22 protein-coding genes are annotated in these 20,970 nt (G+C 71.7%); 9 read left to right on the top strand and 13 right to left on the bottom strand.

What is annotated here, in order from left to right; translation table 11 throughout:
* Positions 1–72: 72 nt before the first annotated feature.
* Positions 73–852: an MBL fold metallo-hydrolase gene (locus AC1P0E_RS28520; protein WP_482744973.1), complete on the bottom strand. Its 780-nt coding sequence runs from the start codon at positions 850–852 to the stop codon at positions 73–75.
* A 195-nt stretch (positions 853–1,047) separates the two neighbouring features.
* Here AC1P0E_RS28520 and AC1P0E_RS28525 point away from each other — a divergent pair, with 195 nt between their 5' ends.
* The 4 genes from AC1P0E_RS28525 to AC1P0E_RS28540 all read left to right on the top strand — a co-directional run bounded on the left by AC1P0E_RS28525 (position 1,048) and on the right by AC1P0E_RS28540 (position 5,705).
* Positions 1,048–1,452, top strand: coding sequence for a hypothetical protein (locus AC1P0E_RS28525; protein WP_482744974.1), 405 nt, complete (start codon positions 1,048–1,050; stop codon positions 1,450–1,452).
* A gap of 124 nt (positions 1,453–1,576) precedes the next feature.
* Positions 1,577–3,709 carry an alkaline phosphatase family protein gene (locus tag AC1P0E_RS28530; RefSeq protein ID WP_482744975.1) on the top strand — a complete coding sequence of 711 codons (2,133 nt, stop codon included), beginning with the start codon at positions 1,577–1,579 and terminating at the stop codon, positions 3,707–3,709.
* A 68-nt stretch (positions 3,710–3,777) separates the two neighbouring features.
* Positions 3,778–5,175 carry an amino acid permease gene (locus AC1P0E_RS28535; RefSeq protein ID WP_482744976.1) on the top strand — a complete coding sequence of 466 codons (1,398 nt, stop codon included), beginning with the start codon at positions 3,778–3,780 and terminating at the stop codon, positions 5,173–5,175.
* A 56-nt stretch (positions 5,176–5,231) separates the two neighbouring features.
* A complete protein-coding gene (locus tag AC1P0E_RS28540; RefSeq protein ID WP_482745937.1) occupies positions 5,232–5,705 on the top strand; it encodes a nucleotide triphosphate diphosphatase NUDT15 in 474 nt (157 codons plus the stop codon).
* 34 nt (positions 5,706–5,739) lie between these two features.
* Here AC1P0E_RS28540 and AC1P0E_RS28545 read toward each other — a convergent pair whose 3' ends face one another.
* The 8 genes from AC1P0E_RS28545 to AC1P0E_RS28580 all read right to left on the bottom strand — a co-directional run bounded on the left by AC1P0E_RS28545 (position 5,740) and on the right by AC1P0E_RS28580 (position 11,904).
* Positions 5,740–6,531, bottom strand: coding sequence for an amino acid ABC transporter ATP-binding protein (locus AC1P0E_RS28545; RefSeq protein WP_482744977.1), 792 nt, complete (start codon positions 6,529–6,531; stop codon positions 5,740–5,742).
* Positions 6,532–6,542: 11 nt separating this feature from the next.
* Complete coding sequence (locus AC1P0E_RS28550; RefSeq protein WP_482744978.1) at positions 6,543–7,373, bottom strand: amino acid ABC transporter permease; 831 nt, start codon at positions 7,371–7,373, stop codon at positions 6,543–6,545.
* The gene (locus AC1P0E_RS28555; protein ID WP_482744979.1) at positions 7,340–8,179 is read right to left on the bottom strand and encodes an ABC transporter substrate-binding protein; all 840 of its coding nucleotides are present in this window, start codon (positions 8,177–8,179) and stop codon (positions 7,340–7,342) included. Before AC1P0E_RS28555 ends, AC1P0E_RS28550 begins: the two co-directional genes overlap by 34 nt.
* 141 nt (positions 8,180–8,320) lie before the next feature.
* Positions 8,321–8,614 (bottom strand): hypothetical protein, encoded by a 294-nt coding sequence (locus AC1P0E_RS28560; protein WP_482744980.1) that lies wholly within the window; start codon positions 8,612–8,614, stop codon positions 8,321–8,323.
* A 45-nt stretch (positions 8,615–8,659) separates the two neighbouring features.
* The gene (locus tag AC1P0E_RS28565) at positions 8,660–9,940 is read right to left on the bottom strand and encodes an RNA polymerase sigma factor (RefSeq protein WP_482744981.1); all 1,281 of its coding nucleotides are present in this window, start codon (positions 9,938–9,940) and stop codon (positions 8,660–8,662) included.
* A gap of 42 nt (positions 9,941–9,982) precedes the next feature.
* Entirely contained in the window at positions 9,983–10,339 is a 357-nt protein-coding gene (locus tag AC1P0E_RS28570) for a YciI family protein (protein ID WP_482744982.1), read from the bottom strand.
* A gap of 139 nt (positions 10,340–10,478) precedes the next feature.
* The gene (locus AC1P0E_RS28575; RefSeq protein WP_482744983.1) at positions 10,479–10,763 is read right to left on the bottom strand and encodes a hypothetical protein; all 285 of its coding nucleotides are present in this window, start codon (positions 10,761–10,763) and stop codon (positions 10,479–10,481) included.
* A gap of 331 nt (positions 10,764–11,094) precedes the next feature.
* Complete coding sequence (locus AC1P0E_RS28580) at positions 11,095–11,904, bottom strand: helix-turn-helix domain-containing protein (RefSeq protein WP_482744984.1); 810 nt, start codon at positions 11,902–11,904, stop codon at positions 11,095–11,097.
* A gap of 137 nt (positions 11,905–12,041) precedes the next feature.
* Here AC1P0E_RS28580 and AC1P0E_RS28585 point away from each other — a divergent pair, with 137 nt between their 5' ends.
* The gene (locus tag AC1P0E_RS28585) at positions 12,042–12,347 is read left to right on the top strand and encodes a 4a-hydroxytetrahydrobiopterin dehydratase (RefSeq protein ID WP_482744985.1); all 306 of its coding nucleotides are present in this window, start codon (positions 12,042–12,044) and stop codon (positions 12,345–12,347) included.
* A gap of 84 nt (positions 12,348–12,431) precedes the next feature.
* Here AC1P0E_RS28585 and AC1P0E_RS28590 read toward each other — a convergent pair whose 3' ends face one another.
* Complete coding sequence (locus AC1P0E_RS28590) at positions 12,432–13,277, bottom strand: Rossmann-fold NAD(P)-binding domain-containing protein (RefSeq protein ID WP_482744986.1); 846 nt, start codon at positions 13,275–13,277, stop codon at positions 12,432–12,434.
* A gap of 101 nt (positions 13,278–13,378) precedes the next feature.
* Here AC1P0E_RS28590 and AC1P0E_RS28595 point away from each other — a divergent pair, with 101 nt between their 5' ends.
* The 4 genes from AC1P0E_RS28595 (at position 13,379) to AC1P0E_RS28610 (ending at position 16,275) form a co-directional block, all read left to right on the top strand.
* Positions 13,379–14,371, top strand: coding sequence for an AraC family transcriptional regulator (locus tag AC1P0E_RS28595; protein ID WP_482744987.1), 993 nt, complete (start codon positions 13,379–13,381; stop codon positions 14,369–14,371).
* Complete coding sequence (locus AC1P0E_RS28600; RefSeq protein ID WP_482744988.1) at positions 14,368–15,276, top strand: class I SAM-dependent methyltransferase; 909 nt, start codon at positions 14,368–14,370, stop codon at positions 15,274–15,276. The genes AC1P0E_RS28595 and AC1P0E_RS28600 overlap by 4 nt, the downstream gene beginning before the upstream one ends.
* A 151-nt stretch (positions 15,277–15,427) precedes the next feature.
* Positions 15,428–16,153, top strand: a complete 726-nt coding sequence (locus tag AC1P0E_RS28605; protein WP_482744989.1) for an SDR family NAD(P)-dependent oxidoreductase — start codon at positions 15,428–15,430, stop codon at positions 16,151–16,153.
* The gene (locus tag AC1P0E_RS28610) at positions 16,057–16,275 is read left to right on the top strand and encodes a hypothetical protein (protein WP_482745984.1); all 219 of its coding nucleotides are present in this window, start codon (positions 16,057–16,059) and stop codon (positions 16,273–16,275) included. The genes AC1P0E_RS28605 and AC1P0E_RS28610 overlap by 97 nt, the downstream gene beginning before the upstream one ends.
* A gap of 61 nt (positions 16,276–16,336) precedes the next feature.
* Here the strand turns inward: AC1P0E_RS28610 and AC1P0E_RS28615 are convergent, their stop codons facing one another.
* Genes AC1P0E_RS28615 through AC1P0E_RS28625 form a run of 3 tightly spaced genes read right to left on the bottom strand, consistent with a single transcriptional unit; the run spans position 16,337 to position 20,960 of the window.
* The gene (locus AC1P0E_RS28615) at positions 16,337–17,173 is read right to left on the bottom strand and encodes an aldo/keto reductase (protein ID WP_482744990.1); all 837 of its coding nucleotides are present in this window, start codon (positions 17,171–17,173) and stop codon (positions 16,337–16,339) included.
* A 47-nt stretch (positions 17,174–17,220) separates the two neighbouring features.
* Positions 17,221–18,027, bottom strand: a complete 807-nt coding sequence (locus AC1P0E_RS28620) for an ABC transporter ATP-binding protein (RefSeq protein WP_482744991.1) — start codon at positions 18,025–18,027, stop codon at positions 17,221–17,223.
* Positions 18,024–20,960 carry an ABC transporter permease subunit gene (locus AC1P0E_RS28625; RefSeq protein WP_482744992.1) on the bottom strand — a complete coding sequence of 979 codons (2,937 nt, stop codon included), beginning with the start codon at positions 20,958–20,960 and terminating at the stop codon, positions 18,024–18,026. The genes AC1P0E_RS28620 and AC1P0E_RS28625 overlap by 4 nt, the downstream gene beginning before the upstream one ends.
* Positions 20,961–20,970 lie beyond the last annotated feature (10 nt).

The following is a 20,970-nucleotide window of genomic DNA, read 5'->3' on the forward strand; positions in this document are numbered from 1 at the left end:
CCGGGCTCGCCTGGCCCACCGGGCCCAGCTGACCCACCACCACCTGCGCCGTCTCGATCAGGGCGGCCCGGATCACCGGCGCGCCTCCGGCCGGACACTCTCGCCGTGTCCGAGCCGGTGCACCACGACCTCCGGCGCGAGCCGCGCCGCGTGCCGTACGAACTCGTCGCCCGGCGAATGGAACTCGTGCGGCCTGATCCCGTCCATCCCGATCGGCCAGTACGTCCCGTAGTGCACCGGCACGGCCGCGCGTGGCGCGATCCGCGCGAGCGCCTGCGCCGCCCGGCGCGCGTCCAGATGCCCGTGCCCCAGGAAGGGCCCCCAGCCGCCGACCGGCAGCAGGGCCACGTCGACGAGCCCCACGACCTCGGCCATGTCGTCGAAGAGCCCGGTGTCCCCGGCGAAGTACGTACGCGCCTCACCGGTGACGACGTAGCCGAGCGCGGGGGCGTGGTGCGGCCCGAACGGCAGCCGCCGCCCGTCGTGCAGCGCCGGAACCGCCCGTACGACCAGATCCCGCACCCGTATCTCGTCGCCCGGCTCCACCTCGGTGACACGCAGCCCCTGCCCGGCGAGCCTGCGCAGGCCGGGCACGGCCCGCACGGCGCCGCGCGGCACGATCAGTACGGTGCCGGGCGCGAGGCGCTCCAGTGACGGCAGATGCAGATGGTCGCTGTGCAGGTGCGAGACCAGCACCGCGTCGGCTTCGGCGGCCTCGGGCGGCGGCAGCGCGCCGCGCCTGCGGCGCAGATGCGCGAGGCGCCGCGCGAAGAGGGGGTCGGTCAGCACCCGGGCCCCCGAGTCCGCGACGGTGCAGGTGGCATGACCCCACCAGGTGATCTCCACCGCCACGAATGGCCTCCTCGTCAGTCACCGCCGGCCCCCGCCAGGGATGTCTTTCCCTTACGAGCGTAGGCGCTACCGGCCCAGCCGATCGGAAATGCGCTTGTGCGTACGTGAAGAGACCGAGACTGCTCCCCCCTGATCCCCGTTACACGAGCGGAGTAGGGTCTGCGCCGACAGCCGGCGCTCGCGGGGGGACTGGTCATGGACGAGGTACGAGTGGCGGTCATCGCCAGCCTGACTCCGCTCGAGGAGCTCGACAGCGATCCGTTCCTGGTGGACACCCGCAGTCAGCAGGCGATGTGCGCGCGCTGGGCCGCCGACAAGGGTTACGTCGTCACACGGCAGTTGCTCTTCTACGGCATGCGCCCGGACCACCGCGCGCTGTGGGCGGACGTCGATGCGGGCACGGTGGACCTCTTCGTCGCGCCCAACGAGCGGGTGCTGGCGCGGGCCCTGACGTCCGTGCGGGAGTTCTCCGCCGAGTGCGAGCGCCGGGGCGTACGCCTGGAGACAGCAGGCCTCGACGAGCCCGCGTACAGCTCCGCGACGAAGGCCGGCGTGCACCGGAGACTGTCGATGCCGACGGCCGGCTATGACGGCTGCTGAGCGTTTCTGACCTTCGCTGTTCGCTGTCGATCATCCGTGCGCGCCGCCTGGGCACCTCGTCCCGCTGTGCCACGCTGGAAGGGAAGCGGGCCCCAGGTGGCCCGGGACGTGAGGTGGGGACGGCGTGGTCCGACGGCGATGGCGCAGCGCGGGCAGCGCCCTGCTGCGCGTGGTGACGGTATGGGCCGTGTCGACGCTCACGATGCTGGCGCTGGCGGGCATCCTGCCGGACTTCCAGCTCAAGGCCGACGACGGCGACAGCATCACCCGGGTCGCGCTCACCGCGGTCTGGGGCGCGGGCGCGTTCGGCCTGCTCGGCGCGTTGGTGTGGCCGTTGGCCGTACGGGCCTTGCTGCTCGTACCGGCACTGGTTCTCGGCGTGCTCGCCTTCTTCCTCAACGGCTCGCTGCTGCTCGTCGCGCTCAGCCTCATCCCCGACGGGCGGGGCGAGGCCGACCCCGAGACGGCGGTGGTGGTCGCCGCCGTCATGTCGGCGGTCGCCTCGGCGACCTCCGGAGCTCTCGCGGTACGCGACGACGATGCGTACCGGCGCAGGCTCTCCCGGCTCGCCCACCGCCGCACCAGGCGGGGCGGCGACGACGGGCGCAACGGGCTGCCCGGCACGCTCTTCCTGCAACTCGACGGCGTCGGCCACGACGTGCTGCTCCAGGCGGTCGCCGACGGGCTGATGCCGACCGTCGCCGACTGGCTGGAGGGTGACGAACCCACGCACCGGCTGACTCCGTGGCGTACCGACTGGTCCAGCCAGACCGGCGCCAGCCAGCTCGGCATACTGCACGGCTCCAACCACGACGTCCCCGCGTTCCGCTGGTACGAGAAGGAGACGCGGGAGGTCGTGGTCTCCAGCCGCCCGGCCAGCGCGGCCCTGATGCAGCGCCGCGCGATCGCCCGTACCGGCGACGGCGGACTGCTCACCTTCGACGGCGCGAGCCGCGGCAACCTCTTCAGCGGCGGCGCCGACCAGCTCGCCCTGGTCCTGTCGATCGCCGCCAGGCGCGGCAGGTCCAACCGGTCCCGGGCCGGCTACTTCGCGTACTTCTCCGACCCGGCCAACGCCGTACGTACCGCCATGTCCTTCGTCGCCGAGGTCGTCCGGGAGATCGGCCAGTCCACGCGCGCGCGGCTGCGGGGGAGCGGTCCGCGGGTGAAGCGGGGCGGGCTCTACCCCTTCATCCGGGCCTTCGCGACCGTCGTCCAGCGGGACATCGTGGTCGCCTCGGTCCTCGGCGACATGCTCGCCGGACGCACCGCCGTCTACGCCGACCTGGTCGCGTACGACGAAGTGGCGCACCACTCCGGGCCGCACAGCACGGACGCGCTGAAGGTCCTGGAGCGGCTCGACCGGTCGCTGGAGCTGATCGCGAAGGTCGCCGAGCACGCCCCGCGCGCGTACCGGATCGTGCTGCTGTCCGACCACGGGCAGAGCCCGGGGGAGACCTTCCAGGCGGCGTACGGACTGACTCTCGCGAACCTCGTCAGAGCCGGCTGCGGGCTGCCCGTCCCCCGCCGCGCGGCACGCACCACCAGCGCCTCGGAGGCGCGCGATGCCGTACGGACCGCTCTGCACCGGCCGGTGCCCGACGCTGAGGAGGAGCCGGACCACCCGGAGCCCGGGACCGATCCGGTCGTACTGGCCTCGGGCAATCTGGGGCTGATCTCCTTCCCCGACGCGGCGGGCCGGGCGACGCGCGAACAGATGGACCGCCACCATCCGGCGCTGCTGACGACGCTGGCGAACCACCCCGGGATCGGCTTCCTGCTCGTACGCAGCGAGGAGCACGGGGCGCTGGTGCTCGGGGCCGGCGGCGCGGAACTGCGGCTGGACGACGACCGTACGGGCGATACGGGGCCGCTCGCGGTGTTCGGCAAGGGCGCTGCCGACGCCGTCCGCCGGACGTCCGGCTTCCCGCACGTCGCCGACATCATGGTCAACTCCTGGCACGACCCGCAGACGGGCGGCGTGCACGCCTTCGAGGAGCAGATCGGCTCGCACGGGGGCCTCGGCGGCGAACAGGCCAGACCGTTCCTCATGTCGCCGTACACCCTCTCCGCACCCGTCACGGACGGGCAGGAGCTGGCCGGTGCCGAGCAGGTGCACCGGGTGCTGCGGCGGTGGCTGCGGGAGTGTCAGGGGCCGCAGGTGCCGCTGGTGGTGGCGGAGGATCCCCGGCCGGAACCGGAAGCGGAAGGACCTTTTCCGGTTGTTGAGGGTGCCGTACAGGATAAATCCGCCTGATTTGATGCCCCGTTCGCCGTACCAGAACATGGTCAGGTTTTGGTACGGAGAGAGGCGCACACCACCCCATGACCACCCTGACCACCCCACACCCCGAGCTCACGGCGGCGAGCGACGCCGACGCCCCTGCCGAGGCCGGCACCCCGAGCAAGCACGCCCGGCGCTTCGGCCTGCCCGTCGCGACGGCCCTGGTCATGGGCAACATCATCGGCGGCGGAATCTTCCTGCTGCCCGCCTCCGTCGCCCCCTTCGGCACCATCAGCCTGGTCGCGTTCGGCGTCCTGACCCTCGGTGCGATCGCGCTCGCGCTGGTCTTCGGCCGCCTCGCCGAGAAGCACCCGCAGACCGGCGGCCCGTACGTCTACGCCCGCGAGGCCTTCGGCGACTTCGCCGGCTTCCTCGCCGCCTGGAGCTACTGGATCACCGGCTGGGTGTCCAACGCGGCGCTCGCGGTGGCCGCCGTCGGCTACCTCGACGTCCTCATACCCGTCCAAGGATCGCTCGCCGCCACGATCACGGCCGCACTGGTGCTCCAGTGGCTGCCCGCGCTCGCGAACCTGGCCGGCACGCGCTATGTCGGCGCGGTCCAGCTGGTCGCGACGGTCCTGAAGTTCGCGCCGCTGCTGCTCGTCGCCGTCGGCGGTCTCTTCTTCTTCGACACGTCGAACCTCGGCCCGTTCCAGGCGAGCGACCAGGGCCCGCTCGGCGCGATCTCCGCCTCGGCCGCCATCCTGCTCTTCAGCTACCTCGGCGTGGAGTCCGCCGCCGTCAGCGCCGGCGAGGTCCGCGACCCACGGCGCAACGTCGGCCGCGCCACGATCCTCGGCACGCTCGGCGCCGCCTTCATCTACCTGCTGGGTACGCTCGCGGTCTTCGGCACCGTCGCCCACGACAAGCTGGTCGGCTCGACCGCGCCCTTCTCCGACGCCGTGAACGCGATGTTCGGCGGCTCGTGGGGCGGCACCGTTGTCGCCTGCGCCGCCCTGGTCTCGATAGTCGGCGCGCTGAACGGCTGGACGCTGCTGAGCGCGCAGACGCCGTACGCGGCGGCGAAGGACGGCCTCTTCCCCGCCGTGTTCGCCACCAAGCGGCGCGGTGTCCCGACGGCCGGTGTCCTCGTCACGGTCGTCCTCGCCTCGCTCCTGACGGTCTACAACTACACGGCGGGCTCCGAGGGCGTCTTCGAGATCCTCGTCCTGGTGACGACCTTCACGGCGACCGTCCCCTACCTTCTGTCGACCGCCGCCCAGATCTACTTCCTGGCCTCGGGCCGCTCCGACCGCGTCAACCGGTCCCGCCTGCTCCGCGACGCGGTACTCGCCGCGCTGGCCTTCGGCTTCTCGATGTGGCTGGTCGCGGGCTCGGGCTACGCGGCGGTGTACCAGGGCGTGCTGTTCCTGTTCGCGGGCGTGCTGGTGTACGCATGGATCGCGGCCCGCAGGGCCAGGGCCGGGGCGGCGGCCTGACAGCTCTCGTGGTCAACTCCTTCGGCGACACCGTTCGAGACCAGGAGGCAGACACCATGGCGGCCACGGCCGAGCGTCCCGAGCGGGCCTTCCCCACGCCGAACGGCCTGACCGGCGTAGGCGTCATCGTCGTCGGCCCCGGCGACCGCGTCCTGCTCGGGCTCGGGCACGACGGCCGCTGGGAGCTGCCCGGCGGCAAGGTCGACGCCGGCGAGAGCTTCGAGGAGGCCGCCGTGCGCGAGCTGGCGGAGGAGACGTCTCTGCGGGCCAATGCCACCGGCGTCCGTATCGTCGCCGTACTGATGGACGGCGCCCGCGGCGTCACCCGCGTCACAGCCGCGGCGGTGCTGGAGGGAGCCACGGGAACGCCCCGCGTCACCGAACCGCACAAGATCGTACGGTGGGAGTGGTTCGGGACGGGCGACGTACCCAAGGACCTCTTCGTACCGTCGGCGTCCGTCCTGCGCGCCTGGCGCCCGGACCTGGACCTTCCGGACGCCCCGGCGCACTGCTACCCGACGGCTCGCTGAACCGCTTCCGGACCCCCGGCCCCGCGCGCGGCGGTCAATCGGCCGCGGGCCGCCCGCCGGCTTCCGGGCCCGGCGCCTCGGCGGCGGACGGGTCCAGGATGCGGTTGAGGAAGTTCCTGGTCCGCTCGTGCCGGGGGTCGCCCACGACCTGCGCCGCCGGGCCCTCCTCGACGATCACCCCGCCGTCCATGAACACGACGCGGTCGGCGACCTCCCGGGCGAAACTCATCTCATGGGTGACGACCATCATCGTCATGCCCTCCGAGGCGAGCACCCGCATGACCGCCAGTACGTCGCCCACCAGCTCCGGGTCCAGCGCGGACGTCGGCTCGTCGAAGAGCATCACCTCGGGCCCCATGGACAGCGCCCGCGCGATGGCCACCCGCTGCTGCTGCCCGCCCGACAACTGCGCCGGGTAGGCGTCGGCCTTGTCGGCCAGCCCGACCCGCTCCAGGTTCTCCCGGGCGACCTTGGCGGCCTCGGCCTTGCCCCGGCGCAGCACGCGCCGCTGGGGGAGGATCAGGTTCTCGGTCACGGTGACGTGCGGGAAGAGGTTGAACTGCTGGAAGACCATGCCGATCCGGCGGCGTACCGCATCGATGTCGACCTCGATGTCGGTGACTTCCGTACCGCCGACGAAGACCTGGCCCGCGCTGGGCTCCTCCAGCAGGTTCACGCAGCGCAGCAGCGTCGACTTGCCGGACCCCGAGGGCCCGATGACGCACACGACATCGCCCCGGGCGACCTCCAGGTCGATGCCGCGCAGGACGTGGTTGTCCCCGAACGACTTGTGCAGGGAGCGGATCTCGATCTCGGGCTGTGGCATCTGGCTCGTCCTCACTTGGCCTTGTCGGCGCGGGCCTCGAGGCGGCGCACCACGAGGCTCAGCGGCACCGTCACGATCAGGTAGCAGAGCCCCGCGACCAGGATCGGGGTGGAGTTGGCGGTCTGGCTGGCCAGGTCCCTGCCGAACTTGGTCAGTTCCCGCTCCTCGAGCGTCACGCCGAGGAACAGCACCAGCGAGGAGTCCTTGAACAGCAGGACGAGTTCGTTCGTGAGCGGCGGGATGACGATGCGGAACGCCTGCGGGATGATCACGGACACCATCGCCCGCGCGTGCGAGAAGCCCAGCGAACGGGCCGCCTCCATCTGCCCCTTGGGCACGGCCTGGATGCCGGCCCTGATGGTCTCGGCCATGTAGGCGGCCGCGACCAGACCGAGCCCGAGGGCGACCTTGCCGTACGTACCGCCGGGAATCTCGGTCCCCGGGAACGCCAGCGGCACCGCCACGCCCACGAAGATGAAGATCAGCAGGGCGGGCAGACCACGGAAGAACTCGATGTAGACACTCGCGACCCACCGGTAGGGAGCCACGGACGACAGCCGCATCAGCGCGACGACCAGGCCCAGTACGAGCCCGAACGCGAAACCGGAGAGCGTGTACACCACCGTGTTGCGCAGGGCGGTGGTGATGATCTCCGGGAAGAGTTCGGCGGCGAGGTCCTTCTGCGCGAACTGGTTCTGCAGCCGGTCCCAGTCGGCCAGCAGACCGACCAGGACCAGGACCGCCACGAAGAGGGCGTACTGGATGCCCTGGGAAATCCGGCGCCGCTGCCGCCTGGAGAGGCGAGAGGTCACGACTGCGCCTTGGGCATCGGGCCGATCCACTCCTCGTAGAGCTTCTTGTACGTGCCGTCGGCCTTGGCGTCGGTGATGGCCTTGTCGATGGCGGCCTTCAGCTTGGTGTTGCCCTTCCTCACCGAGAACCCGTACTCCTCACCGGTCTCGATGTTCTGGCCGAGGACGAACGCGTCGGCGTTCGCCTTGTCCTTGAGCCACCCCTGAACGACGGGGTAGTCGATGACGACGGCGTCGACCTGACCGGTGCGCAGCCCGTTGAGTACGGCGTCGGAACTCTCGAACGCCACCGGGTCGAAGCCCTTGCCGGTGGCGTAGCTCTCGCCGGTCGTCTCCGCCTGCGCCCCGAGCTTCTTCTTGCCGGACTTGACCTCGTCCAGCGTGGTGACGCCGCTCTTCTTCGTCGCGAGCAGTGCCTGGGTGGCGTCGAAGTACGGGACGGAGAAGTCCACGTTCTTCTTGCGCTCGTCGGTGATGGTCATGCCGGCGGCGGCGAGGTCGCACTCACCGGAGTTGAGGAACGCGCCGGTCTTGAAGTTCTCGAACGGCGTGTCGAGCACCTTCTGCTCGACCTTGAGGTTCTTCGCCACCAGGTCGACGAGCGCCACGTCGAAGCCGACGATCTTGCCGTCCTGCTCCGACTGGAAGGGCGGGTACGGCAGGTGGGTGCAGGTGGTCAGCTTGCCCTTCTCGACCACGGGTACGCCGCCGGCTGCCTCGGCGGGTCCTTCGTCGCCCGAGGAACAGCCGGTGGCGAAGAACAGGCCGGCGGCTGCGGCACCGGCGGCGAGGGTACGGATGCGGCGGGCGCGAGGGCCCTTGGCCGTCCTGGACACGGTTGACCTCCATGGGGCGGGGGCGGACGTCGGCAGGGGAACCGAGCCGTCAGCGGTGATCGTAAGCCAGCGACCGCAGAACACAAGGCCCGCCCCGACGGATCGGGGCGGGCGAAGGTGAGCGTGGTGCGGACCGGCGGACTACATGTTGTTCTCGGCGTCGATGAGCTGCTTGATCCTCCGGTCGATCGCCGCGGCCTGGGCGCGGGCACGCTTGGCCGCCTCGCGCTCGCCGAGCCGGTCCAGCTGCTGGGCCTTGTTCTTCAGGTCGGCGGACTGCTGGCGCAGTTCGTTGATGTTCACGGTGAAGCCGCCACCGCGAGCGGCCATGGTCTGCTGGCCGGTGCTCGTGGCGGCGTGCGCCGGCAGAGCTGCGAGAAGAACGCCACCGGTCATCGCGGCGGTCACGGCGATCGTGGAAATACGTCGAAGCATAAAAGCTTCCCCCTGGTGCAGGTCGGTCATTACCTGCGAGTAACTCTACCCGAAGTGATCTTGTGCTCGGGGCTGCACACTCGCCGGGCCGGCGGCGGATGCCCGCCTCAGCAGCAGCTCCCGTTCACGCGCGTTGCGGGTCAGGGAAGCCGCCCGCTCGAACTCCGCGCGCGCCTCCTCTCCCCGCCCCAGGCGCTCCAGCAGGTCGCCCCGGACGCTCGGCAGCAAGTGGTAGCCCTTCAGCGCCGGTTCGTCCGCCAGGGGGTCCACCAGCGCCAGACCGGCTGCCGGTCCCTGCGCCATGGAGACGGCGACCGCGCGGTTCAGCTCCACCACCGGGGACGGAGTCAGTGCCATCAGCCGCCCGTACAGTGCGGCGATCGTCGCCCAGTCCGTGTCCTCGTAGCGGATCGCCTGCGCGTGGCACGCGGCGATCGCGGCCTGGACGGAGTACGGGCCGAGGCCGGCGCGTTGCAGGGCCTCGATGCCACGGCGGATCAGCATGCGGTTCCACCGCGACCGGCTCTGGTCGGCGAGCAGCACCGGCTCCCCGTCGGGGCCCGCACGGGCCGCGATGCGGGAGGCCTGGAACTCCAGGAGCGCCGCCAGACCATGGACTTCGGGCTCCTCGGGCATCAGCCCCGACAGGACGCGCGCCAGCCGCAGCGCGTCCTCGCACAGGGCGGGGCGGCACAGGTCGTCGCCGGCCGTCGCGGAGTACCCCTCGTTGAAGACGAGATAGATGACCTCCAGGACGGACTCGACGCGGGCCGCCCGTTCGGCGCCGTACGGAACCTCGAAGGGAACCCCGGCGTGCGCGAGCGCCCTCTTCGCGCGCACGATCCGCTGCGCCACCGTCGGCTCGGAGGCCAGGAACGCGCGGGCGATCTCCTGCGTCGTCAGCCCGCCCAGCAGCCGCAGCGTGAGCGCGACCCGGGCCTCCGTCGCCAGCACCGGATGGCACGCCGTGAAGATCAGCCGCAGCAGGTCGTCGTCGATGTCCTCGGCGTCCACGGGGTCGGGCGGTGGCACGTCCTCCAGTGTTCGCCCGACCTCCGCCAGCTTGCGCGCGTACGTCTCCTTGCGGCGTACGAGATCGATCGCGCGGTGTTTGGCCGTGGCCGTGAGCCAGGCGCCCGGCCTGTCCGGGACACCCGACTCCGGCCACTGCTCCAGCGCGGCGACCAGAGCGTCCTGCGCCAGTTCCTCGGCGATGCCGACGTCCCGCACGATGCGGGCGACACCGGCGATGATCCGCGCGGACTCGATCCTGAATACCGCTTCGACCGTCTCGGTCACTTCGCTCGCTGCTGCCGTCACGGCCACCCATCAGAGCAGTCGCGCCGGCGCGCGGCAAGCGCGGCCGGGTCAGCCCTCGGCGATCTCACGGACCTCGGCGGAGATGGTCCAGTACTCCTCGTGGGTCTGCAGGAAGCGCTTGGTCCACTCCAGGGCCTCGGACTTGTCCTTGGCCTGGATGATGGAGTAACCGCCGATGACTTCCTTGCTCTCGGTGAAGGGCCCGTCGGTGTAGCTGAGCCTGCCGCCGGACCAGGTGACCCTGGTGCCCTCGGAGGTCGGGGTGAGCCCGGCCGTGTCCAGCATGACCCCCGCCTTGGTGATCTCCTCCAGCAGCGTGCCCATGCGCTCCATGAGCTCGGGGCTGGGGCCCTCGGCGGGGGCGTTCTGCTCGTCGATGCGGATCATCGTCAGGAAGCGCGGCATGGTGACTCCTCGGTGCGGGAGGGCGGGGGCTTTCCCTGCCTCTCACCCATGCGTCGAACGGGAGGCACCCGGATCGACAACCCACCGGAAATTCTTCTGAAGATTTTCCGGGGCGGCCGCCGGAGTTCCCCCGACCGCGCTACACCCCGGGCACCCAGTAGTTGTGCACCTGCGAGGTCTTCGGCATGCCGCCCTGCGGGATGCCGACCTGCTGCGCGACCGGCATGACGATCTCGTTGAACCGCTGCATGGCCTGTTCGGACTCCCACAGGTCGAAGATCTGCAAACCGGAGCCGGTCGGGACGGCGACGTGCGCCAGACAGCCTTCGAAGGGGTTGCCGGAAAGCGACTGAAGCTTGGCATTCAGCTTGTCGTACTGCTCGGTCGTCACGCCTGTCAGTTCCGCCTGCATGAAAATCGCCATCGGGGGTGTCTCCTCCGTGTGAACAGGTCAGGTTCTCCCCCGCCGCCACGCCGACGGCCCGTCCCGGAACCAGCACACCACGCCCACCCCCCGGCGGCATTCCGCCCAGTGCCATACGGGGCAGGGCACCCCGGCATTACCTCCGGGGTAATCGACGCGCTCCCGAGGCCGCGGCATCGTAGCGGTCTCCGGGGCCCGGGCGGCGCACTCCGTCCGGCCCCCGGGTCCCTTCCAGTCCGTACGACCTCGACGGAGGCTGATTCGTCATGTCCGCGACCGTGCTCGCCAACCTCTCCCGGGGCTGTGTGCCCGGGGACGAGTGGGCGCCCGCTCAGCGGGCCGGCGACTGGAGGTACTTGACCGTCGCCGGGTCGGCCGGGAGGAACGTCTCGATGGCCAGCTCGGCGACCGTCACATCCATCGGCGTATTGAAGGTCGAGATCGACGAGACGAACGACAGCACACGGCCGTCGTGCTCGACCTGGAGCGGCAGGGCGAAGTGGGGGTACGGCGGATCCTCCGGGCGCCGCGCGTCGCCCGGCCCGGCCTCCGGCACCGGATAGGCCGACACCTCGTCGTACACCGCACGCAGCGCCTGGGACCTGTCCAGCGCGATCTGACGCTCCATCTGCTCCAGGAGGTGCCCGCGCCACTCCCGCAGATTGCGGATCCGCGGGGCGAGCCCCTCCGGGTGGAGGGTGATGCGCATCGCGTTCAGCGGGGGCGTGAGGAGGTGCTCGGGCAGGCCGTCGAGCAGCATCGTCATCCCGCGGTTCGCGGCGACCACGGTGTACGAACCGTCGACGACGATCGCGGGGTACGGCTCGTACCCCGTCAGCAGCCGCTCGATCCCCTCCCGCAGGGCGCCCAGCGCCGGGTCGTCGAGCGAGGTCTCGGCGTACTGAGGGGCGTAACCCGCCGCCAGCAACAGGGCGTTGCGCTCGCGCACGGGTACGTCGAGGTGTTCGGCCAGTCGCAGCACCATCTCCTGACTCGGGCGCGACCTGCCGGTCTCTATGAAGCTGATGTGCCGGGCGGAGGAATCGGCGCGCAACGCCAGCTCCAGCTGGCTCAGCCGGCGCTGCACACGCCACCCGCGCAGCAGCGCGCCCACACCTTTGTCGACTGCGACGGTTGTCATGGAGCAAGACGGTAACCGAAACGCCGATCACTGCCGAGGAGTAGCCGAGGAGTATTCGTGGCAGCGCCTGAGCGCCGATTGCGACCTGAAGGTGGCAGGCTGATCAGCCACACCATCGTTTTGGAGGGAGCTTCGCCATGGCCACTGAGCCGCTGTCGCAGAAGGAGATCGAGGACCGTCTGCGCGAACTCCCCGGCTGGTCGCTGGACGACAACCGGATCGCCCGTACGTTCCGGCTCGGCACGCACTTCGCCGCCGCCGCGCTGGTCGTGCACGTGGCAGGAATCCAGGACGAGTTGGATCACCACTCCGACCTGACGCTGGGTTACAACACCGTGGTGCTGACCGTGAACACGCACAGCGCGGGAGGTGCCGTCACCGACCTCGACTTCGAGCTCGCACGCCGGGTCGAGGACATCGCCCCGGGACACGGCGCGAGCTGACGGCGGCCGGTCGAGCCGCGCGACCGTCTGCGGGAGACGGCGCGCGAGCTCGGCGCGCTCCGGGGCACTGGCTCCCGCTTCCCCCTACGCCCCGTGGCCGTTCCACACGCCGGCCGCCGCCGCTTGGCGCACGAAGTCGGTGAAGTCCTTGGGGGCGCGGCCCAGGACACGCCGCACCCCGTCCGTGACCGACGCGTTGTGGCCGTCGAGCAGCATCGTGAACAGCCCGGAGAGCCACTCGGCCTCCGGCGCCGGCATCCCGTACTGCCGAAGGAGTTCGGCGTACTGCGGACCGGACACCGGGACGTACCGCACCTCGCGGTCCGTGACCTTCGAGATCTCGGCCGTCACCTCGGCGAACGTCAGCAGCCGGGGGCCGGTCAGCTCGTGCACCAGGCCGGCGTGCCCGTCCTGGGTGAGTGCCGTGACCACGACGTCGGCCAGATCGTCGAGGTGCACCCAAGGCTCCGCCGTCTCGCCTGCGGGGAAGGCGACTTGACCGGCGGCCACTCCCTCGGCCAGAGCGCCCTCGCTGAAGTTCTGCGCGAAGAAAGCGGCACGTATGACGGTCAGTTCGGCGCCCGACTCGCGCAGCGCCTCCTCGGCGACGACCGCCCCGGGCTCGCCGCGCCCCGACAGCAGGACCAGCCGCCGCACTCCGTTATCGCGAGCGATCCGCCCGAACGTCCTTACCACCTCCGCCGCGCCGGGAGCGGCCAGGTCCGGGTAATAGGCCACGTACCCGGCGTCCGCGTCCCGCAGTGCCGGGCCCCATGTCGACTCGTCCTCCCAGTCGAACCTCACCTCTCCCGCGCGCGACCCCGATCTGACGCTCACGCCAAGGGCGGTGAGCCGCTCGACGACCCGGCGGCCGGTCTTGCCCGTGCCGCTCGTCACCAACACCGTTTCCTGCTTCGTGTTTTCTGCCATGCCTCAAGGTTCGCGGCGCACGCCTGGACGGACCATGCTTCAGAGGCTCAACTCCATACGTCTGCGTCCAAGCCGACTTGCGGCCGTCTTACGCTGGCACCATGGACGTACTCGCAGGTCTGCTGGACGGGCCGCGCGCCCGGGGCGCCTTTCTCCTCCGGGCCGTACTGAACCCGCCCTGGGCGGTGCGGATCGAGGACCGGGCGCCGCTCTCGCTGATGTGCATGAGCCGCGGCAACGCCTGGGTGATGCCCGACGGCGGCGACCCGGTGCTGCTGCGCCCCGGTGACGTCGCCATCGCGCGCGGCCCCGGTCCGTACACCTGCGCCGACGATCCGGCGAGTCCGCCGCGCGCCGTGATCGGGCCCGGCGGGGTGTGCGGCACGCTGCGGGGCGAGCCACTGTCCGAGACGATGCATCTCGGTGTACGGACATGGGGCGACAGCCCGGACGGTGCTTCGGCGATGCTGATCGGCACGTACCGGATGGCGGGCGAGGTCAGCGGGCGTCTGCTCGACGCGCTGCCGCCGCTCGTGCATCTGCCCGCCGAGCTGTGGGACTGCCCGCTGATGCCGGTCCTGGACGACGAGATCAGCAGGGACGAGCCGGGCCAGAGCGTGATGCTGGACCGGCTGCTCGACGTGCTGCTGATCGCCACGCTGCGGGCGTGGTTCTCGCGCCCCGAGGCGGCGGCTCCCGCCTGGTACCTGGCGATGGGGGACCCGGTGGTCGGCCGGGCCCTGCGGCTGATGCAGAACGACCCGGCTCACCCCTGGACGGTCGCCGAGGTCGCCGCGAAGGCCGGGGTGTCGCGGGCCGGCCTCGCCCGGCGCTTCACCGAGCTGGTGGGGGAGCCGCCCATGGCGTACCTCACGGGGTGGCGGCTCGCGCTCGCGGCGGACCTGCTGAGGGAGACGGGAGCGACGGTGGGGGCGGTGGCGCGGCAGGTGGGCTACAGCGGGTCGTTCGCGCTGAGCGCGGCTTTCAAGCGGGTGCGCGGGGTGAGTCCGCAGGAGTACCGGAGGGGCGGTGGTTTGCCGGAACGGCAAGAAGGTTCGCCGAAAGAGCGGTCCGGGGAGAAGGTGGACGCATGACGCAGCCCCAGAGCCACAGCCAGGACCACAACCACAACCACAACCACAACCACGCCACCGAATTCGACTGGGAGGCGCTCGCCGCGCACCTGGAGCACGAAGGCGAGGTGAACCGTCCGGTGTACGAGCAGGCCGCGGCCTGGATCGCCGAGCGCTTCCGGGGGCCGCAGGGCGTACGCCGCGTGCTCGACATCGGCAGCGGCCCCGGACTCATCACCTGCATGCTCGCCGAGGCCTTCCCGGAGGCGGAGGTCGTGGCCGTCGACAGTACGCCGGCGCTCCTGGAGCGCGCCCGGGCGCGGGCGGAGCGCTCCGGCCTGGGGGAGCGGGTACGTACCGTCGTGGCCGAAGTCCCGGACGAGCTCGGCTCGTTGGGCGAGGCCGACCTGGTCTGGGCCGCCAACTCTCTGCACCACGTGGGCGACCAGCGCGCGGCCCTCACCGGCTTCGCCGGGCTCCTGCGCCCGGGCGGGGCCGTGGCCCTGTTCGAGGGCGGGCTGTCGCCGCGCCACCTGCCCCGCGACATCGGGATCGGCAGGCCGGGCCTGGAGGCGCGGCTGGAGGTCGCGTGGAGCGAGAGGTTCGCGCAGATGCGGGAGGAGCTGCCCGGTGCGAAGCCCGAGGTGGAGGACTGGAGCGCGCTGCTGGCCGCCGCCGGGCTGACTCCGGGCTCCAGCCGTTCCTTCCTGCTCGACCTGCCGGCGCCGCTGCCGGACGCGGCGCGCGAGCTGGTCGTCGAGACCTTCGCGCGGCAGCGGGAGGTGTTCGCGGACCGCCTGACGGCCGACGACGTCGCGACGCTGGAGCGGCTGCTGGACGCGCGGGACCCGGCCGGTCTGGCGCAGCGCCCCGACGTGTTCATGCTGCGGGCCCGCACGGTGCACATCGCCCACCGCGACGCCTGACGGCCCACGGACCCTAGCGGGGCGCCCCACGGGGCACGCCGCCCCCGGGCCGCCTGCCCGCGGGGCGCCCCGCCGCCGGGGCACCTGCCCATGGGGCACCTGCCCATGGGGCACGCCGCCCATGGGCCTGACGGGCGCGGGGTACCTGCCTATGGGGCACCTGCCACGTGTACGCCGCCCACGGAGCACCTGCCCATGGGGCGCGCTGCCTGCGGGGTACGCCGCCCACGGGCGGGCCAGGCCCCCTGCGCGCGGGGCACACTGCCCGCAGGGCGCCCGCCGACAGGCCACCCACCCACAGGCCAGCCGTCGACAGGCTGCCCACCCACAGGTCACCCGCCTACTGGGGGACGTTGCGACGTACTGCGTGCGCCGCACGCCGCCCCCCGTGAACGCTCCTGGAGGACCCCCGCATGCCCACCACCACCATCGCCGCCGCCGCCGGATCGGGCATCGGCCGGGGCATCGTCTCCGAACTGGTCAGGGCGGGGCGGGCCGTACCGTCTCCCTGCTCGACATCGACCCCTCGGTGGCCGACCTGGCCCGGCTCGTGGACGCGACCCTGGAGAGGTACGGCCGGATCGACTCCGTCGTCAACGGCGCGGGGCACGCCAGGAACGACGAGCTGCTCGCGGTGACGGACCAGGACTGGCACGACGGCCTCGACATGCTGCTGCTGAGCGTGGTCAGGACGGCCCGCCTGGTGACGTCGCACATGGAGGCGGCGGGCGGGGGCGCGTTCGTCAACCTGTCCTCATACACGGCCTTCGAGCCGAGCCGATGGGGTCCATCCCCGTCAACTCCAGCCTGCGGGCGGCCCTCACCAGCTTCCCCAAGCTGTACGCCGACCAGTACGCCGCCCGGGGCATCCGCATGAACAGCCTCATGCCGGGCTACGTCAACAGCTGGCCCGAGGGCCCCGACTTCCTCGCCAGGATCCCGGCGTACATCAACGGGGAGAGCATCCGCATCGACGGCGGGGCGGCGCGCTCGCTCTGACCCCGCACATGGCGAGACGGCGCCAACCGGACCGAACCGGTTGACGCCGTCTTCGTACTCGTCAGGCGCCGACGGCGAAGGTCACCGGGTCGGGGCCGAGTCGCTTGCCCTCGTCGAGCGCGGCGAATGCCGCCAGGTCGTCGGCGTCCAGCTCGAAGTCGAACACGTCGAGGTTCTCCTCGATCCGCGACGGCGTCACGGACTTCGGGATCACGACATTGCCGGTCTGGAGGTGCCAGCGCAGCACCGCCTGGGCAGGGGTCTTGCCATGCTTGCGGGCCACGGCGACGACCGTCGGGACCTCGAGCAGCCCCTTGCCCTGGCCGAGCGGCGACCAGGCCTCGGTCGCGATGCCGTGCTGCGCGTGGAAGGCGCGGGACGCCTCCTGCTGGAGCTGCGGGTGGAGCTCGATCTGGTTGACGACCGGGACGACCGAGGTCTCGCCGATCAGGCGCTCCAGGTGCTCGGGGAGGAAGTTGGAGACGCCGATCGACTTGGCGCGGCCGTCGGCGTAGATCTTCTCGAAGGCCTTGTACGTGTCGACGTACGCGTCCTTGGACGGGAGCGGCCAGTGGATCAGATACAGGTCGACGTAGTCCAGGCCGAGCTTCGCCAGCGAGTCGTCGAAGGCGCGCAGCGTCGAGTCGAAACCCTGCTCGGAATTCCAGAGCTTCGTCGTGACGAACAGCTCGTCGCGGGCGACACCGGAGTCGGCGATGGCCTTGCCCGTGCCGGTCTCGTTCTCGTAGATCGCGGCCGTGTCGATGGACCGGTACCCGGCCCGGATGGCGGTGCCGACGGCCTTCTCGGCCTCGTCGTCAGGCACCTGCCATACGCCGAAGCCGAGCTGGGGCATCTCGACGCCGTTGTTCAGGGTGAGGGAGGGGGCCTTGCTCACGAGCGATCGATCCTTACGTCGTCGGTTGGTACTCCCAGCGTCAACGATCACGGGGCTCCGCGCATTCCCGCCGCCGTGCCGAGATACGCGTCACGGACGGCTGGGTCCTGCCGCACCCGGGCGGCGCTGCCCTCGGCGAGGACCGAGCCGAGGTCGAGGACGACGACGCGGGCGCACAGTTCCATCACGAAGGCGACATTGTGCTCGACAAGCAGCACGGCGCACCTTTCCTGAACCGCCAAGTGCCGTATCACTACAACGAGTTGCTGCCGCTCCTGCGCCGACATGCCGGACGCGGGCTCGTCGAGCAGCAGCACGCGGGGCGGGTCGGCGACGGCGCGGGCCAGTTCGACCATGCGGGCCCGGCCGACGGGGAGCGCCCCGGCGTACGACTCGGCCAGCGCGTCGAGGCCGCACGAGCGCAGGACCGTGGCGGCGCGGTCGCGGCGCGCGGCCTCGCGGGTACGCCGGGTGGGCGCCGCCAGCAGATCGGCGACGAGGCCGCCCCCGCCGCCGCGCCACTCCTGGGCGACGACGAGGTTGTCGGCGACGGTCAGCGGGCCGAAGAGCTGCCGGCGCTGGAAGGTGCGGCGCATGCCGTGGCGGGCGCGCCAGACGGGGGTGCGGCGCGTGATGTCCGTACCGTCGAGAAGGACACGGCCCGTGTCGGGGCGGCGGATGCCGGACAGGACGTCGAACAGGGTCGTCTTTCCGGCTCCGTTGGGGCCGATGAGGCCGCAGACTTCACCGGGGCGGACGGCGATGTGCACGCCTTCCAGAGCGGTGATGCCGCCGAAGCGGACGCCGATCCCGGTCGCCTTCAGAACGTACTCGTCGCTGCTGGGCGCGCTCATGTGGGTGACACCTCCGAAGCGTTCCCGTTACCGTTCCCGATCCCCAAGTACGCCTCGGTGAGCCGGTCGGCGCGTACGTCCCCGCGCGGCCCGCACCAGGTGACGTGGCCCTGCGCGAGGTAGGCCACGGTGTCGGCGATGCCGAGCACCTCGGCGGCCTTCTCCTCCACCAGCAGCAGCGCGGTGCCCGCCTCGCGCAACTCCGTGAGCAGGCCGAACACCTCGTCCACCACACGCGGCGCGAGGCCGAGCGACGGCTCGTCGGCGACGAGTACGGCCGGCGGGAGCTGGAGCAGCGGTGCGAGCGCCAGCATCTGCTGCTCCCCGCCGGACAGCGAACCGGCGGGGACGCCGCGCCGCCGGGCCAGCGCGGGGAAGCGCTCGTACACCGCTTCACGGGCGGACCGGCTAGGGAGCCGGAGGGTGAGGTTCTCCTCGATGGTGAGGGAGGGGAAGATCCCGCGCCCCTCCGGGGCGAGGACGACCCCGGCGCGCGAACGCCGTACCGGGCCGTCGCGGGTGGCGTCGCGGCCGCTGACGAGGATGCTGCCGGCGGTGGGGGCGAGCCGCCCGGCGGCGACGTGACAAGTGGTGGACTTCCCGGCCCCGTTGGGCCCGAGCAAGGCGAGAATCTCCCCAGCCCGTACGGTCAGGTCGACCCCGTAAAGCACACCGGCTCCCCCATACCCGGCACACACGCCCCGCAGCGCGAGCGCGACGGGCCTCGTGTCCGCCGCCTCCACGGTGTTCGTGCCGGGGACCGCTCCCGCCCCGCAGGCCACGGTGCCGGGAGGGGACGTGTCGGGGCGCTCCCCGCAGGGCGTCGAACGCAACACGCCCGAAGAGCGCACCCCGCCGAACGTTCGGCGCCCGAGGAGACGCCCCGGCGCGGCACCGACCCCGAAGCCCCCGCCACCGGACCCCGCCACCGCACCCACCGCGCCCACCGCGCCCACCGCACCCGCCGCAGCTCCCGCACCCACCGCAGCCCCCGCCCCCCGCCCCGCATCAACCGCGCCCGCCCGCGCCGCCCGCCGCCGATACCTCCGCACCGGGATCGCCGCGCAGTAGCCGTCCGGGTCGTTGGCCAGGGCCAGGCCGGCCAGGCCGAAGAGGATGATGGGGAGTTGCGTCGACTCCGTGACGTACTCAGCGAGCAGGTGCGGGACGACCGCGAAGACCAGCCCCGCCACCACCGCGAACTGCGGCCGCCGCACACCCGCCGCGACTACCACCGCCAGCCAGATCAGCCCGGTCATCGCGGTGAAGTCGGTAGCCGTGATGCGGGTGTTGTACGACGCGTACATCACGCCCCCGAACCCCGCGATCCCCGCCGACAGCGTGAACAGCATCAGCTTCGTACGGATCACCGAGACACCCGAGGCCGACGCTGCCGCAGGAGCCGACCGTACCGCCAGCATCGCCCGCCCCGACGCCGAGTTCCGCAGCGCGCTCAGCGACGCCACCGCGCCCGCCACCAGCACGACCAGCGCCACCCCCATCGCCCGGTCGTCGGCCAGATCCACCGGACCGAACACCGGGCGCGGGATCTCCCACCCCGCGTCACCGTTCCTCAGCCACCCCGCCTGGAAAAGGACGTGGTCGGCCAGAAACGCAAGGGCAAGCGTCGCCAGCGCCAGCGAGCGGCCGCCCAGCCGCAGCGCCGGAAGGGCCACCAGCGCCCCCAGCACCGCCGCCACGCAGGTGCCCACCAGCGCCGCCCCGACGAACGGCCAGCCGTGACTCATCAGCAGCCCGGCGACCAGCGCCGCACCCGTCACGAACGTGGCCTGCGCGAGGCTGACCATGGCGCCGAGCCCCGTCACCACCGTGAAGGAGACGAACACCAGCGAAACCGCCAGCCCCTGCGCGAGCATCCCGCTCCAGAACGGCGTAGTGACCGTATAGAAACCCACAGCCATCAGCGCCGCGCCCGCCGCCCACGGCCCCCACTGACGCCCCCAAGACCGCCCGGCCAGATAGTCGACCGGTGGCGAGTCCTCGGCCTCCGTGCCCGCCGCGCGCCGCCGGCGCGTCATGACCAGCAGGCCCGCGAAGAGGATCAGAAAAGGAACGGCCGTACGGAATCCGGTGAGGTCGTCGGCGAACGACGCGTACCCCGCGGTCAGGTTCTGCAGTACACCCAGTCCCAGCCCACCCACGAACGCCAGCGGAATCGAGGCGAACCGCCCCAGCACCGCCGCCGTCGCCGACACGAACAAGAACAAGGTGTAGTCGTGTGCGGACAGGCCCAGCAGCGGCGTAGCCAGTACACCCGCGAGACCCGCCAGCCCCGACGACAGCATCCACGCGATCGACGACAGCCGGTCCGCGCTGATGCCGCGCAGCTCCACCAGCGTGCGGTTGTCGACGGCGGCCCGCAGCCGCAGCCCGAGCCGGGTGTGCCGCATCAGCACCCACAGCCCCACCGCCACCACGGCCGTCGCAAGCCACGTGATCAGCTGATCGGAGTCGACCCCGACACCGTCCGCAAGCTGCCAGGACACGGCCGGGCTCGGCCCGACCCCCGGCAGCCCGAACTGGTTCTCCGCCGGCAGCACCGACGCCCCCGCGTCCGCCAGCAGCTCCACCACCCACAGCCCCGCCGCCGGCAGTGCGACGAGCAGCCCGATCGTCGCCACGATCTGCGCCGTCTCGCCCACCCGCGCGAGCTTGCGGAACATCAGCCGGTCGAGCCCCCAACCGATCCCCGGCGCGACGACGAACACCAGTAGCGCAGCAGCCGGCACGGCGGGCCATCCGAAGCCCGAGTGCAGCTCGTAGAAGGCGAGCGCACACACATACGCCGTAGCGCCGTGCGCGAAGTTGAAAAGACCCGACGCGGAGTACGAGAGCACCAGACCCGTGGCCAGCAGGGCGTACAGCGCACCCGAGACCAGCCCGCTCAGCACAAAACCCAGCAGATCACCCATGACAGGGCAG

It is taken from the genome of Streptomyces sp. TRD_SC_5, from assembly GCF_056836825.1.

What these genes read in the sequence shown, in the direction of transcription:
- AC1P0E_RS28525 (WP_482744974.1), top strand. Translation starts at nt 1,048, where the DNA reads ATGGACGAGGTACGAGTGGCGGTCATCGCCAGCCTGACTCCGCTCGAG.
- AC1P0E_RS28535 (WP_482744976.1), top strand. Translation starts at nt 3,778, where the DNA reads ATGACCACCCTGACCACCCCACACCCCGAGCTCACGGCGGCGAGCGAC.
- AC1P0E_RS28540 (WP_482745937.1), top strand. Translation starts at nt 5,232, where the DNA reads ATGGCGGCCACGGCCGAGCGTCCCGAGCGGGCCTTCCCCACGCCGAAC.
- AC1P0E_RS28545 (WP_482744977.1), bottom strand. Translation starts at nt 6,531, where the DNA reads ATGCCACAGCCCGAGATCGAGATCCGCTCCCTGCACAAGTCGTTCGGG.
- AC1P0E_RS28560 (WP_482744980.1), bottom strand. Translation starts at nt 8,614, where the DNA reads ATGCTTCGACGTATTTCCACGATCGCCGTGACCGCCGCGATGACCGGT.
- AC1P0E_RS28570 (WP_482744982.1), bottom strand. Translation starts at nt 10,339, where the DNA reads ATGCCGCGCTTCCTGACGATGATCCGCATCGACGAGCAGAACGCCCCC.
- AC1P0E_RS28575 (WP_482744983.1), bottom strand. Translation starts at nt 10,763, where the DNA reads ATGGCGATTTTCATGCAGGCGGAACTGACAGGCGTGACGACCGAGCAG.
- AC1P0E_RS28580 (WP_482744984.1), bottom strand. Translation starts at nt 11,904, where the DNA reads ATGACAACCGTCGCAGTCGACAAAGGTGTGGGCGCGCTGCTGCGCGGG.
- AC1P0E_RS28585 (WP_482744985.1), top strand. Translation starts at nt 12,042, where the DNA reads ATGGCCACTGAGCCGCTGTCGCAGAAGGAGATCGAGGACCGTCTGCGC.
- AC1P0E_RS28590 (WP_482744986.1), bottom strand. Translation starts at nt 13,277, where the DNA reads ATGGCAGAAAACACGAAGCAGGAAACGGTGTTGGTGACGAGCGGCACG.
- AC1P0E_RS28595 (WP_482744987.1), top strand. Translation starts at nt 13,379, where the DNA reads ATGGACGTACTCGCAGGTCTGCTGGACGGGCCGCGCGCCCGGGGCGCC.
- AC1P0E_RS28600 (WP_482744988.1), top strand. Translation starts at nt 14,368, where the DNA reads ATGACGCAGCCCCAGAGCCACAGCCAGGACCACAACCACAACCACAAC.
- AC1P0E_RS28605 (WP_482744989.1), top strand. Translation starts at nt 15,428, where the DNA reads ATGGGGCACCTGCCACGTGTACGCCGCCCACGGAGCACCTGCCCATGG.
- AC1P0E_RS28610 (WP_482745984.1), top strand. Translation starts at nt 16,057, where the DNA reads ATGGGGTCCATCCCCGTCAACTCCAGCCTGCGGGCGGCCCTCACCAGC.
- AC1P0E_RS28620 (WP_482744991.1), bottom strand. Translation starts at nt 18,027, where the DNA reads ATGAGCGCGCCCAGCAGCGACGAGTACGTTCTGAAGGCGACCGGGATC.
- AC1P0E_RS28625 (WP_482744992.1), bottom strand. Translation starts at nt 20,960, where the DNA reads ATGGGTGATCTGCTGGGTTTTGTGCTGAGCGGGCTGGTCTCGGGTGCG.